Here is a 17,444-nt window from a genome sequence, read left to right on the forward strand (position 1 = left end):
AAAATAAGTTGTACTGTAATAATTAATTGTTAGTAGTTGTATTAAGTACCTAAACAAAATTAATTACACAACTCAATAATAATGATTTAAGTTGGTAAGCGGGATTAAACCGAGCTATGTAACAATATGTAAACAGGGCTAACTTAGCCACGCTTAGGGCTAAGGATACTTTACAATCTTTAACATAATTGTGTTTTACAGCGCCTACCTACTTAGCTACTTATTAAATTTACTCTTAACTAAGGTAAATTCGACTCCCTTGAGAGGCAAAATTCTGCATCTATAACTCTGAACCAAACTATAAAGTTATTTTTGCCCTTGGCAATTACGTAGCCGCCAAAATGTGGCTATTAGAAGACGAATATTGTCAAATTTTGCCAACGGCTGCTTGAGGTTGGGCCTGAATCAACTAGGCCAAGCTCGATCGCACTCCCTGCAACCTCGATCGAGATTCTCGCCCCATAGCCCAATTGTAAAGTTTTGTGACAATTTTAATTTGGTAGCTTTAGATACAGAATTGTCTGTTATAGTGATAGAAGAGAAGAAAAAACAAGCCCAACATTAATCTAAAGAATACGGAGGAACCCCATATGTCTACCGAAAATCAAGCTCGCTCTCTGATGATGCGCCACCACCAACTGGTGAAGAACCGGCAGCAATCCATGCTCAACCGCACCGCCACCGAAGTCGGGATGGAAGATACGCACTACTGGGGTCACATTCAAGGCAAACCGCAGCCCAGCTTTCAAGCCAGTTACGATCGCAGCAACGCCACTATGAGCTAGGGCAAGCTCAATTTCGACAATTGTCTACGAAGTTATTACCTATAATTTGGAGAAATCAGTTATGTCAACTCAAGAACAAGCCCGCAACCTGATGATGCGCCATCAACACGTCGTCAAAAACCGTCAGGAATCCATGCTGAGCCGTGTGGCTGCTGAAGTTGGTTTAGATGCTGGTTCTCCAGCGAGTATCGATCGCAAATAACTCCTTTTTTCAACGGCGAGATAGTTGAATCGAGTTTGTTGTTTGCCAGCTAAAAATTAATAATGTTCATTACAAAACCGTCGCGACTTCTTCTTGAGTTCTAACTCTAGATTGGAAGCCGCGATTAGTTTTATGGGGAATTGGGAATTGGGAATTGGGAATTGGGAATGGGAAATTGGGTTCAAAAGAATCTAAAATCTAAAATCTAAAATCTAAAATCGTTTGACTGAGCGCTCACGCCGAAGTCTAAAATCTAAAATCTAAAATCTAAAATCTAAAATGGTATAATCCCCTTTCAGCAGATTGAAGGCTACTAGGGAGGTCATCATGTCGGACTGGAAAGAAATTGACGGCGGAGTTACAGCACCCAGAGGGTATCGAGCATCGGGAATTACAGCGGGCTTGAAGCCTTCAGGCTTGCCGGATTTAAGTTTAATTTTGTCAGAGGTAGACGCGATCGCCGCCGGAGTCTTCACAACCTCCACTGTCCGGGCCGCTTGTGTGGACTACTGTCGCCAGCGTTTGCAAGCTAAACCCAGCGCGAAAGCAATTTTGTGCAATGCCGGACAAGCTAATGCTGCTACTGGCGAACAAGGTTGGGCAGATGCCCTCGAAAGTGCCAAATTGTTGGGAGAAGCGCTGAATATTCCTCCAGAATCTATTCTTTTGGCCTCCACTGGCGTCATCGGACAGCGGATAAAAATGGAGCCGCTGAGGGCGGGAATTCCCCGATTAGTTGCTGAGGCATCGGAAACTGGTTCCGATGCGGCGGCTAAGGCTATTTGTACGACTGATTTAGTGCCGAAAACGATCGCCCTGGAAACCATGTTTGGCGATCGACCCGTCCGCATCGGCGGCATTTGCAAAGGTTCGGGAATGATTCACCCGAATATGGCAACAATGCTGGCATTTGTAACTTGCGATGCAGCAGTGTCATCGCATTTGTGGCAAGAAATGCTGAGTCGGGCGGCTAACAGAAGTTTCAATCAAATTACTGTTGACGGCGATACCAGCACCAACGATTCGCTAATTGCTTTGGCGAATGGTCAATCCCGCACACCGGCAATTACGGAAATGGGGGCAGATGCTGAAAAATTAGAGGCGATGCTGACAGAAGTTTGCGTACATTTAGCAAAGGCGATCGCCCGTGACGGCGAGGGTGCAACTTGTTTGGTGGAAGTGCAAGTTAGTGGCGCGCTGGATGAAGTTTCTGCGAGTAAAATTGCCAAAACAATTGTCGGTTCTTCTTTGGTGAAAGCTGCTATTTTCGGACGCGATCCGAATTGGGGCAGAATTGCGGCGGCGGCTGGGCGGGCTGGTGTACCTTTCGATCAAGAGAATTTGCGAATTCAATTAGGGGATTTTTTGATGATGGAAAACGGACAACCTAAAGAGTTCGATCGCGCTGCTGCAAGTAATTATATGAAAGCGGCTGCGGAGGGAGAATATTTGAAGGCTGATACGGTTGTAATTCAGGTTAGTGTCGGGAGTGGCAGCGGTTTTGCAAAAGCTTGGGGATGCGATTTGAGTTACGACTACGTGAAGATTAATGCGGAGTATACGACTTAAATAAGTCCAGGCGGTGAGAAGTCCGGGCGGTTAGAAACCGCGCCTACACAAACAAAACCAGACGAGAGCGGGTTAAAGGCAAATTGCACACAATTTAAACTAAACTTCCCCCCGTGGGGGGAAATTAAAAAGTCTGAAACCTTTACTCACCGAGTTAATCTCAGCTTTTTTGCTCCTCATTGTAAAATCGCTGAAGCCCTTACAGAAATAAGCTTTTTATGATTTTAACAAAAGAGCGCTAAAAATTTTATTCAGACTAAGTTTCAAGACTTTTTAAGCTTATTATTAATAAGTCTAATATAAAGTTTGAAAACACGCCCTAACCAAAACTATCGGAGACAAACACATAGCCGCCACCATAACCAACATTATCATCCACTAATATTAAGCCCTCGTTACCCTGCGGATCGCCACTCTGAGCAAGTCCATAATTCACCACGCGCAACAACCGCTGCGGCGTAAACGATTCCAATTCCACAAAATTGCCTGCATCCAGCCATGCTAGTTCTTCTGCTGTTAAACTTTGCCTTACAGCGTCGGGTAATTGACGGGCGGTTTGTGCGATTGTTTGAGATTGTTGCACAAACATATCGCGGGTTGCTAAGATTTGACGGGGAGAAATTCCCAAATCAAAAATCGTCACCGCTTGATTCGCAAACCACTCTGGACTGGTTTGCAGTTGATGTACCAAGCCAACTCCAGCAGGGCTCGCATTGTGGAGTGCATAGACTTTTAAATCGGCATTACGGCGCAGCATTTCGATTACGGTGTTGAAGATGCTTTGGGGATAGCCACTAATACTAAGAATGGCGCAGTTGTTTTCAAAATGGACGTTGTTGGCAATTAGGAATTGAGCGATGTCGTCGCGGTCACAGATAATTGCGCGATCGAAGCTGTAGGCGCTGACTTCGCGATCGATGGTGGCGGGCAAAGCCTCTTGACGAGCCGCAGGCAGCAGTTTTTCTAATGTACCGTTCACTGTTTGCCAGTCTCGCAGCCATTTATCGCTCTGCGCTTGATTAACGAGAAATATTTCACCCGTTATCTGTGGGCGATTTTTTTGTGAAATGCCGAGCCAGTAGGAAAATAGCCCTAGTGTAATGGCTACGATGTATCCTGGAAAATAATTAAATATCAGGCTTCCTGAAATGCCCAGCACTAAAATAATTACCCCTAAAATCTGGAGATTTTTAGCATTATTTCTTCTACCGCGAATACCTATATCGGGAGATTTGCTGTAGTAGAAAAATAGCCATATCCAAATCAAATTGTAGAGAGCGAAGGGAATAACAACTGCGAATTGTGAGGGAAAAATAACAAGAGCGGAGGGAATGCCGAAGGTTCCCGCAAATAAGCTAAAAAAGAAGTAGAAAAAAATCCAACTGGTTTGTGGGGTGCGAGATTTAAGCTTTTGGTCAATAAAATACAAAAACTGTTTGTGCGTAAAAAACAACATATTTTGGCTCGAAATATTTTCGATTGCCTTTTTGAAAAAGGGATCGGTGAATGCCAACTTTTTATCAGTAACGGTATTGGGTTCAAAAACAAACGGATGGTTGCACTGTTTACAGCGACCTGAGTTCCTGATACGATCGCTCAAAATGTTGTCGGTATTACACTGGACGCATTTCATTCCCATTTCGGTTACTCCTGATTGATTTAATGGATTTATATCGTTGACGATTGTTTTGGAAGGATTTTACCGCAGAGGCCGCAGAGGGCGCAGAGGAAGAGAAGAGAGATAATAAGTAGAAGGAAGAAGGAAGTTCGGCAACGGATTATGTAACGGATGTAACGGATGTAACGGATGTCAGTCCGATGGAAGTCGCAAGAAAGAAGAAACTATGCCCAATGCCCAATGCCCTATTAAAATATTTGCCCGTTTAATAAAATAGAATAGTCTTCTCGCTGTCGAATTAATCGATCGCCCTTAGCATCAATCAACACCTCAGCAGGGCGGGGGCGGTGCAGAAAATGTGACGACATCGCATAGCCGTAAGCCCCGCTATCCAAAATCAGGATCGCATCTCCAATTTTGAGTTTCGGTAGCCAACAGTTGCGCCCCAAATAATCCCGCGAATAAGTCGTGTTGCCGCAAATATCGGTTTGATATCGTGATACATCCCCAGTTTCCCAAGTTGCGATCGCCCGATAGCCCCCGTGCACCGCAGGCACCGATAGATTTGATACAGTCGTATCCACGCCGACAATTTGCCTATCGCCCAACCACTTCACCGACACAACTTTCGCAAGCAAAACGCCACAACCTGCGATCGCCGATCGTCCCGGTTCAATCACCAACTCGATCGGGCGAGATAGCGCACTCAATCGTTCAGTAATCGCCGCACCAAACTCCCGCCAGTCAAACACCGCACCGCCTCGATAGGGATAGCCAAAACCACCGCCAAAATCGAGGGTTCGCCAATCGGGCAACTGTTGGGCGATCGCAATTAGGCGATCGATCACCTGGGTAAAAGCACTCGTGGCGTTAGTTCCCGTCCCCCGATAAAAATGCAATCCGGTAATCCTCAACCCCTGCTGCTGCGCGATTTTGTTGGCTTTCTCAAATTCGGCGGCACGTACTCCAATCCGACTGTCTCCCGTCAATTCCGGTGAGTTGAGGCGGAGTCCAATTTCGGCACGGATCGATCGCGGTTGACTCCCGGAATATTCGCAAAAATCTTGGAGTTGCGACAGACTATCGAAGTTAAATCGCTCAATCTTCCACTCGATTAATTGCTGAATATCCGCCCTGTTGAGGTTACTGCCAGTGTAGACGATGCGATCGCTAGTAAAACCGGCTTTCAGTCCCAAAAAAACATCCCCCGGTGTATTCGCGTGTAGCCCCCAACCAGCCTGCTGAATCAATTGCAACAGAGCAATATTGCCGTTGGTGACGCTAGCAAAATGAAACTGAACGTGCGGATAGTCGATCGATCGCGTAATATGCTCAAGGGTTTGATGGAGGATATCGCCCTGATAAACATATAAGGGCGAACCATAAGTTGACAAAAGTCGCTGGGCCATTGCTTCGGAGAACGGCGCCGAATGTGTTTTGGTTTCATTCTGTAGCAAAGATTCAGTCATATAGAAGAAGTTCGGCAACGGATTTTGTAACGGATGTAACGGATGTTCGGCAACGGATTATTTAACGGATGTAACGGATGTTCGGAACAGGGAAGATTGTAAAATCAACAGTCAACAGTCAACAGTCAACAGTCAACCTCCTTCGATATTTCCAAATGCGCTGCCCGATCGCCGGTGGCAACCAAAACACATGATCAAGCGATCGCTTAACCGGAATTTCGCCTAAAACCTCGGTTCGCCATGCCTGCCACATCAGCAGCAGCCAGAGATTATTGCCAATATAGCGATCGCGCATGGCAACTCCGAGTTGTCCCGATAACATCGAGTCGGCCAAATGGGGCTGCCAGCAATTTTGCGATCGCAACAGATTCGGATTCAGCCGATCGCCGATCGCAGCCCAAAACTCCCGGTAATACCAAACCTTCAACGGCACACCCATCCCGCGCTTTTCCCGCCAGACAATTTCCGGTGGCAGCCAGCGCTCGGAGGCTTTTTTGAGGATGTATTTTTCGCACGCACCTTGCAGTAGAAGCTCGCCAGGGAGTTGAAACGTCCATGCTGTGAGGTCGGGGTCGCAGAAGGGCGATCGCACCCACAAACCGCAAGCAAACGCCAATGCCGTTGCCCTCGGCTGAATATTTTGGGCACCTTTGAGCATCAGCGAAGCGCGCCGCAGCCTCGCTAGCAGGGAAGGACAGGTTTTGGGATCGATCGCGTCTTGCAGGTAAACGCTCAAATCGTGAGACTGGATGCGATCGAGCATTTCTGGGGAAAAAATCTGTTTTTCATAACCATAAAATCGCTGAAACGTCCGCAAATACTGCTGTTCAAAAGTTTCTTTTCCGGCAGGATGTTCTGCACTGTAAACTCCGTTGGCAATCAAAGGCTTGTTTGTCCATCCGGCAAATAGCTGATCGCCATTCTCGCCATTGAAGACAACTCGCACGTCTTGCGCCGCCGCCTGTTTGAGCAAAAACAGTGCAGCCGTCGTGCCGTCTCCATAGGGTAAATCGAGGGCTTTGGCGGTTGGCCCGATCGCCTGCAGGACGGCATCACCCGTCGCCGCCACTCGGATCAGCGGAATCTGGAAAAAGTCCGCCACCTGTTGGGCGTAGGGCAGTTCGGAATAGGCTTCGACACCAAAATCGAGGGCATAGGCGCGCACTTGCAAGCCTGCTTTCACTAGCAGCGCCGTCACTAGGGAAGAATCGATGCCACCGGAGAGTAAAACGCCCACGGGTTCGTCGATCGGCAAATCGGCCACTTGTCGATCGATCGCCTGTTGCAATAGCCCTTGCAATTGTGCGATCGCCTCATCCTCACTCCGCAGTAGTTGGGGCGCTTCTTGCCAAGCCGATGGCAGCGATTCCCTACGGGATAGCTTCGCCGCGCGTACTTTCGGCATATCGTTAACATCGGCGATTTCCCAAATCATCTCGCTTCCGGCTGCTACGGATGCAATTTGCTCGATCGGCGTTAACGGCGTGGGTACGTAGGAAAAACAAGCATAGCTGTGTAGGGCGATCGGGCTAATTTGAGGGGAAGCAATCAGCGGTAGCAGCAGTTGCAGGCGCGTCGAAAACCAAATCGTTTCTCCCAACTGCATCCAATAAAGCGGCACTCGCCCAAACGGATCGCGCCCCAGCCGTAGCTGTTGGGCTTCTACCGCCGCCCAAGCATCTCCCGGAAAATCCGTCGCCCAATCCCGCCCGCAAGCATTCAGCGTCACTCGATCGCCCGCGAGGACTGATGCAGAGGCGATCGCCCATTCTGATAATTTGCCCTGTCGGATGAAGTAGTCAGGCACTAAATGGCTGAGCGTTTTTGTGCGATCGCCCTCTCCCCAGTAGCCTATGAAATGTGAAGGTTTGCCGATCGCACCCATTAGATGTCTCCAATAATCATTGTGAAACAGGCCGGAAAGCCTGTTCAAAACAGGCTTTTTTGGATAAGTCTATTTAGATATCTCCAATAATCGTGGAACAGGCCGGAAAGCCTGTTCAAAACAGGCTTTTTTGGATAAGTCTATTTATTTCACAGTAAAAGGTTCACTGCTGATGACGCGCCCATCCAGGGACATCCGAACTTCCCATTTGCCTGGGGCAGCAGCCGATCCGAGATCGTAAAAGCAGTGCGTATTCCAAACGGCAGTATCGATCGTGCGAGTTTGATACCTGCCCTGATGAACAATGTCACCGCTGGGATTAATCCAGTCGCATTGTAAAGACAACTCACGACCGATCGGAGCATTTTTCAACGTCACCTGGTAGTAGATGCGGGGATTAATTTGACGGTTGACTTGAGTAAGGCTGTCACCGCCCTTTTGAGATAGGGCAATTCGGTCTTCTCCTCCCACAACTTGAGCAGTTTTTTGTTGCTGATTTTGCCCGAACAGTACGCCTATACCGATCGCAGAGATGACAACGGCTGTCGAGGCGATCGCGATCCAACGGTTGCGTCGCTGCTGTTGTTCTAGGGCTTCGCGGCGGCGCATTTGGGCGATCGCATCTTCTAAAAGCTCATCAGGAAGATTCAACTCCCGTAAAATTTCTCTTACCTGATCTGGGGCCAATTCTAACTCGCGCTGCTGCGATAACTTGTCGATTTCAGCGACTACCTGTGCTAACTGAGTTTGAGTGAGTCGAGTTTCCATAAAGTTCACGATTAGTATCTGTAATGTTCTTTCCCACTAGAAAGTTAAATATAGCGATCGCCTCTCTCTTCTTGAACTCAGCGCCCTCTGCGCTCTCTGCGGTTAAATTACTCATATTATTCAATAAACAGCTCTCTAATTCAATTCATAAAAATCATAACTTTAACCTCATAAAATTCATATTTATAGTTCTGGACGCATGGGTAATCATGCGAAACCGGTTTTTTTTACGAAAAGAGGCGTTGCCATCCGCAGAGTAGGTAAAAAACCCGGTTTCTTTGCCGGAGTGCGTCCAGGACTGACTTATATAAAATCCAGACTAGGAAACTCTTCTACTTTTTGGGAATCAGTTAAATTCAACTTTCCTGAATCTATTTTTTCTTGTTGGCGATTCAACCAAATTGCGTTTAATCCCGCATTTTTAGCACCACAATAATCAGCCTTGAAGCTGTCGCCGATATGCAACACATTCTCGGCAAGGCAGTTGTGCTTTTGCAAAGCTGCGGTGAAAATTTGAGACTGGGGTTTTGCTGCACCAACTTCGGTGGAAATTGTCACTGATGTGAAATATTCAGCTAAATTTAGTGCTTTTAATACTGCATAAATTCTGGAATCGAAATTCGATACTACTGCTAATTCAATTCCTTGTTGCTGCCACTTATTTAATGCTGGCAATACGTCGGGATAGACGAACCAAGGTTCGGCGGTGGCAAAATAAGCGTAGAGTTCGAGAAAGAATTTGGGAAAGTCTGAAAATTGGTTGAAAACGCCTGCTATTTGAAAAGCTTTCGCGGCAACTGCTTGCCACCATTCAAATTCTAGCTGGGGAATTTTGGCTAATTCTCTTCCGGGAAATGCCATCGGATTTGAGTCGGCAAAACTTTGGAAAAATGCTGCATTTAACTCTTCGTTAGAAACAGTTACTCCCCAACGGCGGGCAAATTTTCCGTAGACTTCGCCGACGCTGCCGCGCACGTCAAATAGCGTGCCTGCGGCATCGAGAAAAATAATTTTGGTCATTTGAGAAGAAAAAGGGAAGAGGAAAGAGGACTTATCGCACATCCGGTTGCATCGGAATGATTTAACCACAGAGGACACAGAGAACACAGAGGAAAAGAAGAGAAGAGAAGAGAAAATAGATTTGAATAATTCCTTCTTTCTTCTTCCTTTTTCCTTCTTCCTTCTAATTAGTTGTGTGCGGATTTACTATACCAGAATGATTGGCAATGTTGCCGGCAGGTTCAAATCTGCCTCCTAAATATTTGGCTAGGAATTCTTCGGCGATCGCATAAAAGTGCAGGCGATTTTCTGGCCGCGCAAATCCGTGTCCTTCGTCTGTATAAAGCACGTATTCTACAGGTTTGCCGGCTTGCTTCATGGCATTGACAATTTGCTCGCTTTCTGCTTCTTTCACTCGCGGGTCGTTGGCACCTTGGGCGATTAGCAAAGGTTTCTGAATGCGATCGACAAAAAATAAGGGCGAGATCGATTTGAGAAACTCTGGTTCTGTTTCCAAATTGCCGACGCGGTGATACAGACTTGCTTTTCTCGGTTCCCAGTAAGGGGGAATAGTTTGCAGCAGTGTAATCAAATTGCTTGGCCCGACAATATCGACGGCGCAGGCAAAAACATCGGGACTAAAAGTCAATCCCACTAAGGCAGCATAACCACCGTAGGAACCGCCCATAATCGCAATTTTATCGGGTTGGGAAATTCCTGTTTCTACAAGCCAATTAACGCCATCTAGCAAGTCGTCGTGCATCTTAGCGGCCCATTCGCGATTGCCGGCATTGAGAAAGGCTTTGCCGTAGCCGGTGGAACCGCGAAAATTGATTTGCAAAACGGCGTAACCTCGGTTTGCCAGCCATTGGGCTTGTGGATTGTAACCCCAGGTATCGCGTCCCCAGGGGCCACCGTGAACAAGCAAGACTGTCGGTACGGGTGTTGAGACACCAACCGGTTTTGTCAGGTAGCCGTGAATGGTTAAACCATCTCTTGCGGTGTAAGAAATGGGTTCCATTGATGATAGCGGTAGCCCTTCGAGTTTGGGTTGGTTGCTGAACAGAAAGGTGAAGGTTTTGGAGGCGCGATCGAACGCATAGTAGTAAACTGGGCCGTCGTCTGTCATGTAAGCGACTAGCCAAGTGGTATCGGCGAGGTTGCGGCTGGTGATGGAGAATTCGCCGGGGCGGAATTTGCCGATTTCCTCAAAATCCTCTGCTATGCTTTGGTCTAAAATCTGCCATTCTTGCTTGTCTTTGTAAAAGGAAACTGCCTGAATCTCTCGCTTGGTGGGGTGTATCAAAATATCGCCAACATCGTATTCTGGGTCAGAGGCGATCAAACTTTCTTGCTTGGTTTCCAAATCGAATGCGATCAAACGTTCGGTGTTAGCATCGTGATCGCCTCGGATGTAGAGAATTTTGCCGTTTTCTGAGAACATGACGGCAGCGCCTTCCTCATCGGGACCCCAGCTTCGCAGGCTTTCCCAAGACTTGTCCGCAGTTTCCCTCCATAGCAATTCTTTACCGCCGTCGGCAGTTGTGGCTGTGGCCGCCCGCACTTGAAAGTGGGCGTCAGCAGCCCAATTGACGATGTTACCTGGGTTGTCGGTGTCGAGTTCAACTGCACCGTTTTGCAGATTGATGCGGTAAAGATCGTGTTTGCGCCGATCGCGGATGTTCATTCCCACTAATATTTGATTGGGGAAGTTGCGGTCAACGGCGATCGGATGAGCTCGAACACCTTGAAATGGTGTCAAGTCGCGAACCAGATTTGACTGGATATTAACTGAGAATAAATGCCATTTTTCATCACCATCAATATCTTGCTGATAAATGAGTTCTTCGCCGCTGTAAGTCCAGAAAAAGATGCGGATGCCGCGTTTTTTATCGGCTGTTAGTTGGCGATCGTCTGCTTGACCGACGGTACGCAATTGCACTTGCAAGACGTTGTTTTCATCGGGTGCAATGTAGGCGAGATACTTGCCATCTGGTGAAAGTTGGGGGCGGGTTTTTTCAGGATTTCCGAACAGAATTTCCCGCTCGATTAACGGTGGCAGTTCGGTTTTTGGCTGTTCCACTGTAGAAGTTTGCATTGTTTATTGTGCGTAATATTCTATTATCAACTGTCCTGGAGGTATCTACGATTACTATCAAATTAGTTTGTAGTGAGGACGAAAGTCCTCAGCAAGCAGTGAAGGGCTTTAGTCTTCACTACAAACTTTCTCGATCGTGGTGATTGAGCGGATATCATATGACTGAGGCTTAAGTCCTACCCTCGACAGTCAACGGTCAACAGTTAACACTTAACTTTTAAGCAAATCCTGAATCGGTTTACTAATCCAATTGAAACCAACTTTTAGCTGATGATCAAATGTTGGCATCCGATATAGATAAGCTAAGCGGCGAGCAATGTGTGCTAGTTGTCCGTCGAGTTTAATTCCTAAACCGGCTAGGGTGGCGTTGTCAATTCCTAATGTCATCATTTCTCCTAGCGGCTGATAGCGGAAAGGAAGTAATGGGCGGCCGGTGAGGGAGGCCCAAATGTTCCAGGCGGTGTAGTCAGCTTGCTGGAAGGCTGTTTGGGCTGTTCCGGGGACTTTTTGACCAGTTGCATCGTAACATTCAGCTAAGTCTCCCAAGGCAAATATATCTGGATGGTCGATAATTTGCATCTGCGGATTGACGATTAATTGACCGCGCTGGTTTTGTTTGAGGGGTAGAGATCGCACTGCTTGACTAACTTGAGTTCCTACTGTCCACAGCACTATGTCTACGGGGAGAACATCTAATTGTCCTTTGTAAAGTAAGGATATTGTGTCTGCTTCGATCGCCTCTACTGCTGTTTCTAAGTCGATCCACACTTTCCGTTTTTCTAAAGCTTGGGTGGCGGCTTCGCGGTTAAACTCCGGCGATGTCCGCAGAATCGTGTCCCCTTGCTCGACTAACCGCACGCGACCTTTGTCTCCGAGTCGATCGGCTAATTTACAAGCTAATTCTACTCCCGCATAACCGGCGCCGACGATCGCAACCCGAATTTTATCGGTGTTGCTGGCTTCTAAAAACCGCAGTCTTTCTTCTAAGCGGTAGGCGTCGTCGAGGGTGCGAAATGAGTAAGCGTATTCAACGGCACCTTTGACCATATCTAGGGGGGTTTCGCCGCCTAAAGCTAAAACAAGGCGATCGCACGGAATTTCTGGCCCGTCGTGCAACTGCACTCGCTTTTCCTCCACATCGATGCCGGAAACAGTGCCTTGACAAAAGCGCACGCCTGTGTTTTCCAAGAGTTCGGCAAACGGCGGGGCAATTTCCCAGGTTTGGAGTTCGCCGGTCAGCAGTTCGTACAGCAGGGGAACGAACAAAAATCGATCGCGACGGTCAACTAGGACAATTTCGGGTTTTTCGGTTTTGGAGAAGGGTAACTGACTCAAGCGCAGGGCTGTGTAGAGTCCGCCGAAGCCTCCGCCGAGAATGCAAATCCGGGGTTGTTGTTGAGTCATGGTGTTTTGTTTGAGGGGCGATCGGTAGCAAGGAAACTTATCTTATTCTAACGAGAGTGAGGGAGTGGGGAAGGGGGAGAGTGGGAGAGTGGGGGAGTGGGAGAGTAGGGTGGGAAAATCTTCTCTGTTTCCCTAGAACCTCAACACCCATCCGTTAAATCCGTTAAACTCACCGAATACCACCATTCTCAATAAGCTTTTTATAGGCGGGATCTCCTGCCCAACCCCTACTCCCCACAAGAAAATGCACTTGTTGTGGAACAGGCCGGACAGCCTGTTCTTGATAATGGTGCTATTCGGTGAGTTAAATCCATTAAATCCGTTAGACAATGCGTTTCCGAACTGTTTTCTAATCTCTATAGCAATCCTAAATAATTTGTGAATTTCTTACTCCCTCCCCGCGGGTTCGGGGAGGGTTGGGGTGGGGTAAAAATTTTACGACTCATTTATAATTGCTATAGCCTTGATTAGCTTTACCTATTACCCGCCCTCAAATTTTCTGAATGTTCGCAGAACTAATTTTGTACTATATTAGTTTATAACGAATTATTTCGCACATTAAATTCACTTTTTATAGGGTCATCTACGCTAACACTTGCCCCCGCACTCACAAGTGAAAAAAAACCATGCAAACTTCTTCCAATTCTTCTAAATTTAAGAACGGCGATCACAATAACGAAGACGGCTCATCTTTGTTAAAAAGCGAAGAACGATATAAAAATTTAGTAGCTAATATTCCCGGTGCTGTCTACCGCTGTACCTGCGAGTATACGGACGCCGGGGAATTAACACGGACAATGGCGTTTTTGAGCGAGGCTGTTCAAGAAATATCAGGCTATCCCTCTTCTGATTTTATCAACGATCGCGTTCGTTCTTTTTCCAGCATTATCCATCCTCAAGACCGCCAAAATGTGGATACTACTGTCAAAAAAAGTGTAGCAACCAGAACTTCGTACATCCTTGAATACCGGATTGTCCGGGCTGACGGCGAAATTAGCTGGGTTTACGAAAAAGGCAAAGCTGTTTGCTGCGAGGCGGAAGAGGCTAGAGGAAAACAAGAGGGACAAGGGCAAATTGAGGGCTTGTTGTCGGCTGTGGTTTCGCCGGTTTCGCCGGTTTCGCCGATCGCAAATTCTCTGTGTCGGGTTGTCTATCTCGACGGAGTAATTTTGGATATTACGGAACGAAAGCGAGCTGAGGAAAACTTGCGAAACACTCAAGATTTTCTGAATGCGGTACTGCAAAATCTGCCGATTAGCGTCTTTATTAAAGATGCTGTAGAGCAAAAATTTATTTATTGGAATACTGCTAGCGAAGAATTGTTTGGCTATTCCAGGGATGAAGTGATTTTAAACAATGCTGCTGACTTGTTGGAGTCAGATCATGCCAATTACTTGCAAGCACAAGATTTAGAAGTGCTGGCAACGAGAAAAGGCGTCGATTTGCCCGAACAAACTATCGAACTTCCGCACCGAGGAAAGCGGATTTTGCACACGAAAAAAGTTCCTTTGTTTGACGATTCGGGCGCGCCTAAGTACATTCTGGGTATTGCTGAAGATATTACGGAAAGCAAAAAAACTGAAACAGAATTGTCGCGGTTGGCTATTGTGGCTCAAAAAACGCAAAATGGTGTGATTATTACTGATGCTCAAGGCTGCATTGAATGGGTGAATGAAGGATTTACTCGGATTAGTGGTTATGTGCTGGCAGAAATGCAGGGAAAAAAACCGGGTGATGTACTGCAAGGCCCTGAAACAGACCCGCTAACTATTGCTCAACTGCGATCGGCTTTGGCTGCCGGCGTGCCGTTTAATCAGGAAATCTACAATTACAAAAAGAATGGAAATGGTTATTGGGTGGCGCTTTCGATCGCCCCCATTTATCAAGAAAATGGGGAACTCGAAGGTTTTATTGCGGTGCAAACTGATATTACCGATCGCAAGCGAGCAGAGGAAACACTCAGGGAGAGGGAGAATTATTACCGCTGCATTGTCGAGACGGCTTCTGAGGGCGTTTGGATGTTTGACAGCGAAAGTATCACGACTTTTGCTAACTCTCGGATGGGGGAAATGCTGGGTTATACTGTGGAGGAAATGCTGGGGCGATCGCTATTTGAGTTTATGGACTGCGAGTCTAGGGAAATAGCTGAAAGTTACGTCCAGCGCAGGCGGCAAGGCCTTCGCGAACGCCACGATTTTAAGTTTACTCGCAAAGACGGATCTCACTTGTGGGCGATCGTGTCGGCGACGCCGATGTTCGACGGTGAGGGCGAATTTTCAGGTGTGTTGCGGATGATTACCGATATTAGCGATCGCAAACAAGCAGAAGCAGAATTGCGCCAAACTCTCAAAGAGTTGGAATTTGAAAAATTTGCTTTGGATCAATCGGCAATTGTCTCGAATACCGACGAATTCGGAGCCATTACCTATGTCAACGATCAATTTTGCGAACAATTTAAATATTCGCGAGAAGAACTGATCGGCAAAACCCACAGACTTGTCAATTCTGGCTATCATTCAGCAGATTTTTTCAAGCAGCTTTGGTCAACCATCCGCCAGGGAAAGGTTTGGCGAGGAGAAATGAAAAATCAAGCTAAAGATGGCACATTATTCTGGTTGGATACTACGATTGTACCTTTCTTAAATACGAACGGCGAACCCCATCAATATGTAGCAATTCGTAAAGATATTACCGATCGCAAACACGCAGAAGAAGCGGTGCGACTTTCCGAAAGTCAATTGAGGGCTAAAAATCAAGAATTGGCAAAAGCCTTACGAGACGTGCATAAAACTCAAAGCATGATGGTTCAAAATGAAAAAATGGTAAGTTTGGGGCAATTAGTCGCTGGCGTTGCTCACGAAATCAACAATCCAGTTAGCTTTATTTACGGCAACGTCATGCACGCTGACGATTACTTTAAAGACTTGCTAAAACTGCTCCAACTTTACCAGCAGGAATACCCGCAGCCCACACGGGCAATTCAACAAGAGATAAATGATGTCGATTTGAATTTTCTGCTCAAAGATTTGCCGAACCTGTTAAATTCGATGAAAATGGGAGCAGAGCGAATTCGCCAAATTGTGCTGTCACTGAAGAATTTTTCGCGATTAGATGAAGCCGAACAAAAGCAGGTGGATATTCACGAAGGGATTGATAGCACTTTGTTGATTTTGCAGCACAGATTGAAAGAAACGGCAGGGCGTCCTAAAATTTTGCTGCTCAAAGAGTTCGGCAATTTGCCCCGCGTACAGTGTTATGCAGGACAGTTAAATCAGGTTTTTATGAATATTATTGGCAATGCAATTGATGCTTTGGAAGAGGCAATGGAGACTGGACAGTGGGCGGAGGGGGAACAGGCGCCTATTCCTTATTGTCCTTCGCCGACGCTGCGGATTTGTACGGAGGTAAAATATGAACAGGATGCTTTGAGGCAAGCAGATTCTACTGTTTCTGATGATTCGATTCGGCATCCTTCTCATATTGTGATTCGGATTGCTGACAACGGGCCGGGGATTCCGATAGATGTTCACGAAAGGCTATTCGATCCGTTTTTTACTACGAAAGAACCTGGTAAAGGTACTGGTTTGGGGCTGTCGATCAGCTATCAAATTGTGGTAGAAAAACACGGCGGGCAGCTTAAATGCCATTCCGCACCGGGTCAAGGTACGGAATTTGCGATCGAGATTCCTGTGGGCAATAGTCAGTAGTCAGTAGTCAACAGTCAACAGTCAACAGTCAACTAATGAAATATAACGTAATTTACGACGGTAATTGCAATCTCTGTGTCACCTTGGTACAGTTACTAGAAACCTTAGACCAAGGCCAGCGGTTTGAGTATATTTCCATGCAAGATTTAGAGCAATTAAATCACTTTGGGATTACGTCTGAAGACTGCGAAATGGGGATGATTTTGATAGATGGCAACAGCCCGGAACGGCGCTGGCAGGGCAGCGATGCGGCGGAGGAAATCGGGCGGATACTTCCTGCTGGCGAGGTGTTTGTGGCTGCTTACCGGGCAATGCCGGGGATGAAGTGGATGGGCGATCGCGTGTACGAACAAGTCCGCGATAACCGCTATACTTTATTTGGCAAGCGATCGACTACTTACAAATCTGTTTATCCGGTTGGCTGTAGGTCGATCGACAATTGCGATAATAGCAAGGACTAAAGTCCTTACTACAAACAGGTTGGCCGAGAAAACTGAATTCCTCAAAAAGATTGATTAAACAAATCGAATATCTGCTGGCAAAAGTCTTTGAGTTTTTGCGCCGACTCCACCGCAGGTTCGGTTTGGCCGAGAAAATTCCAATTTTCCACAGTAGAAAAGTGCCACTGCTGACCGCTATGATCGTAACCGGCAGCCTCAACTCCGATCGCCCGCCGATATCCTTCCACCGGATCTTGGTAAAATCGGATTTGAATCAAAATGCTGCGGCTTTGCAGCAAGCGGCTTCTACCGGGAAAATGGAAGCCAATGTCGATCGAATCTGGATCTACAAGTTCTCTGGTATCCTGGTCATTCATCCAAGGTTTCAAATCGACTTTTGCATCCGGGAATTCGGACTTGAATAAATTAACAACCGCAGCAATTTTGCTGGCAACTTCTATATTTTTGGCTTGTTCGGCAGCGTTCACTCGAAAAACTCC

The 17,444-nt window shown here is 46.8% G+C and carries 13 protein-coding genes; 5 read left to right on the plus strand and 8 right to left on the minus strand.

The genetic code is table 11. The features are described from left to right. The first annotated feature begins 590 nt into the window (after positions 1 to 590). From gifA to argJ, 3 genes are all read left to right on the plus strand, one after another. Entirely contained in the window at positions 591 to 785 is a 195-nt protein-coding gene (gifA, locus tag NDI35_RS09295; RefSeq protein ID WP_006631905.1) for a glutamine synthetase inactivation factor IF7A, read from the plus strand. 61 nt (positions 786 to 846) lie between these two features. Next, positions 847 to 987, plus strand: a complete 141-nt coding sequence (locus tag NDI35_RS09300) for a hypothetical protein (RefSeq protein WP_015176121.1) — start codon at positions 847 to 849, stop codon at positions 985 to 987. 327 nt (positions 988 to 1,314) lie between these two features. Further along, positions 1,315 to 2,556: a bifunctional ornithine acetyltransferase/N-acetylglutamate synthase gene (gene argJ / locus NDI35_RS09305; protein WP_445312484.1), complete on the plus strand. Its 1,242-nt coding sequence runs from the start codon at positions 1,315 to 1,317 to the stop codon at positions 2,554 to 2,556. 319 nt (positions 2,557 to 2,875) lie between these two features. On the opposite strand, the gene NDI35_RS09310 is transcribed toward argJ, so the two are convergent. From NDI35_RS09310 to NDI35_RS09340, 7 genes are all read right to left on the minus strand, one after another. Then, complete coding sequence (locus tag NDI35_RS09310) at positions 2,876 to 4,195, minus strand: toprim domain-containing protein (protein WP_445312485.1); 1,320 nt, start codon at positions 4,193 to 4,195, stop codon at positions 2,876 to 2,878. 227 nt (positions 4,196 to 4,422) lie between these two features. After that, positions 4,423 to 5,643 carry a diaminopimelate decarboxylase family protein gene (locus tag NDI35_RS09315; RefSeq protein ID WP_445312486.1) on the minus strand — a complete coding sequence of 407 codons (1,221 nt, stop codon included), beginning with the start codon at positions 5,641 to 5,643 and terminating at the stop codon, positions 4,423 to 4,425. 118 nt (positions 5,644 to 5,761) lie between these two features. After that, on the minus strand, positions 5,762 to 7,528 hold the full coding sequence (locus tag NDI35_RS09320) for an asparagine synthetase B family protein (RefSeq protein WP_445312487.1): 1,767 nt from the start codon (positions 7,526 to 7,528) through the stop codon (positions 5,762 to 5,764). A gap of 144 nt (positions 7,529 to 7,672) precedes the next feature. Then, a complete protein-coding gene (locus NDI35_RS09325) occupies positions 7,673 to 8,296 on the minus strand; it encodes a DUF3859 domain-containing protein (RefSeq protein ID WP_445312488.1) in 624 nt (207 codons plus the stop codon). A 303-nt stretch (positions 8,297 to 8,599) separates the two neighbouring features. Next, positions 8,600 to 9,316 (minus strand): HAD-IA family hydrolase, encoded by a 717-nt coding sequence (locus tag NDI35_RS09330; protein WP_445312489.1) that lies wholly within the window; start codon positions 9,314 to 9,316, stop codon positions 8,600 to 8,602. A 163-nt stretch (positions 9,317 to 9,479) separates the two neighbouring features. Further along, positions 9,480 to 11,393, minus strand: a complete 1,914-nt coding sequence (locus NDI35_RS09335; RefSeq protein WP_445312490.1) for a S9 family peptidase — start codon at positions 11,391 to 11,393, stop codon at positions 9,480 to 9,482. Between the two features lie 210 nt (positions 11,394 to 11,603). Beyond that, a complete protein-coding gene (locus NDI35_RS09340; protein ID WP_445312491.1) occupies positions 11,604 to 12,797 on the minus strand; it encodes an NAD(P)/FAD-dependent oxidoreductase in 1,194 nt (397 codons plus the stop codon). 626 nt (positions 12,798 to 13,423) lie between these two features. Here NDI35_RS09340 and NDI35_RS09345 point away from each other — a divergent pair. Together NDI35_RS09345 and NDI35_RS09350 are read left to right on the plus strand one after the other, a co-directional pair. After that, positions 13,424 to 16,504, plus strand: coding sequence for a PAS domain S-box protein (locus NDI35_RS09345; RefSeq protein ID WP_445312492.1), 3,081 nt, complete (start codon positions 13,424 to 13,426; stop codon positions 16,502 to 16,504). Positions 16,505 to 16,539: 35 nt separating this feature from the next. Further along, entirely contained in the window at positions 16,540 to 16,965 is a 426-nt protein-coding gene (locus NDI35_RS09350) for a thiol-disulfide oxidoreductase DCC family protein (RefSeq protein WP_445312493.1), read from the plus strand. Between the two features lie 41 nt (positions 16,966 to 17,006). Here the strand turns inward: NDI35_RS09350 and NDI35_RS09355 are convergent, their stop codons facing one another. Continuing rightward, positions 17,007 to 17,432: a Tery_1686 family protein gene (locus NDI35_RS09355; RefSeq protein ID WP_333219933.1), complete on the minus strand. Its 426-nt coding sequence runs from the start codon at positions 17,430 to 17,432 to the stop codon at positions 17,007 to 17,009. Between the last annotated feature and the right edge of the window lie 12 nt (positions 17,433 to 17,444).

Origin of the sequence: Microcoleus vaginatus FACHB-2002 (assembly GCF_040004035.1) — a bacterium.
GTDB lineage: Bacteria > Cyanobacteriota > Cyanobacteriia > Cyanobacteriales > Microcoleaceae > Microcoleus > Microcoleus vaginatus_C.

What these genes read in the sequence shown, in the direction of transcription:
- NDI35_RS09350 (WP_445312493.1), top strand. Translation starts at nt 16,540, where the DNA reads ATGAAATATAACGTAATTTACGACGGTAATTGCAATCTCTGTGTCACC.
- NDI35_RS09330 (WP_445312489.1), bottom strand. Translation starts at nt 9,316, where the DNA reads ATGACCAAAATTATTTTTCTCGATGCCGCAGGCACGCTATTTGACGTG.
- NDI35_RS09335 (WP_445312490.1), bottom strand. Translation starts at nt 11,393, where the DNA reads ATGCAAACTTCTACAGTGGAACAGCCAAAAACCGAACTGCCACCGTTA.
- NDI35_RS09315 (WP_445312486.1), bottom strand. Translation starts at nt 5,643, where the DNA reads ATGACTGAATCTTTGCTACAGAATGAAACCAAAACACATTCGGCGCCG.
- gifA (WP_006631905.1), top strand. Translation starts at nt 591, where the DNA reads ATGTCTACCGAAAATCAAGCTCGCTCTCTGATGATGCGCCACCACCAA.
- NDI35_RS09325 (WP_445312488.1), bottom strand. Translation starts at nt 8,296, where the DNA reads ATGGAAACTCGACTCACTCAAACTCAGTTAGCACAGGTAGTCGCTGAA.
- NDI35_RS09340 (WP_445312491.1), bottom strand. Translation starts at nt 12,797, where the DNA reads ATGACTCAACAACAACCCCGGATTTGCATTCTCGGCGGAGGCTTCGGC.
- NDI35_RS09345 (WP_445312492.1), top strand. Translation starts at nt 13,424, where the DNA reads ATGCAAACTTCTTCCAATTCTTCTAAATTTAAGAACGGCGATCACAAT.
- NDI35_RS09320 (WP_445312487.1), bottom strand. Translation starts at nt 7,528, where the DNA reads ATGGGTGCGATCGGCAAACCTTCACATTTCATAGGCTACTGGGGAGAG.
- argJ (WP_445312484.1), top strand. Translation starts at nt 1,315, where the DNA reads ATGTCGGACTGGAAAGAAATTGACGGCGGAGTTACAGCACCCAGAGGG.
- NDI35_RS09300 (WP_015176121.1), top strand. Translation starts at nt 847, where the DNA reads ATGTCAACTCAAGAACAAGCCCGCAACCTGATGATGCGCCATCAACAC.
- NDI35_RS09310 (WP_445312485.1), bottom strand. Translation starts at nt 4,195, where the DNA reads ATGGGAATGAAATGCGTCCAGTGTAATACCGACAACATTTTGAGCGAT.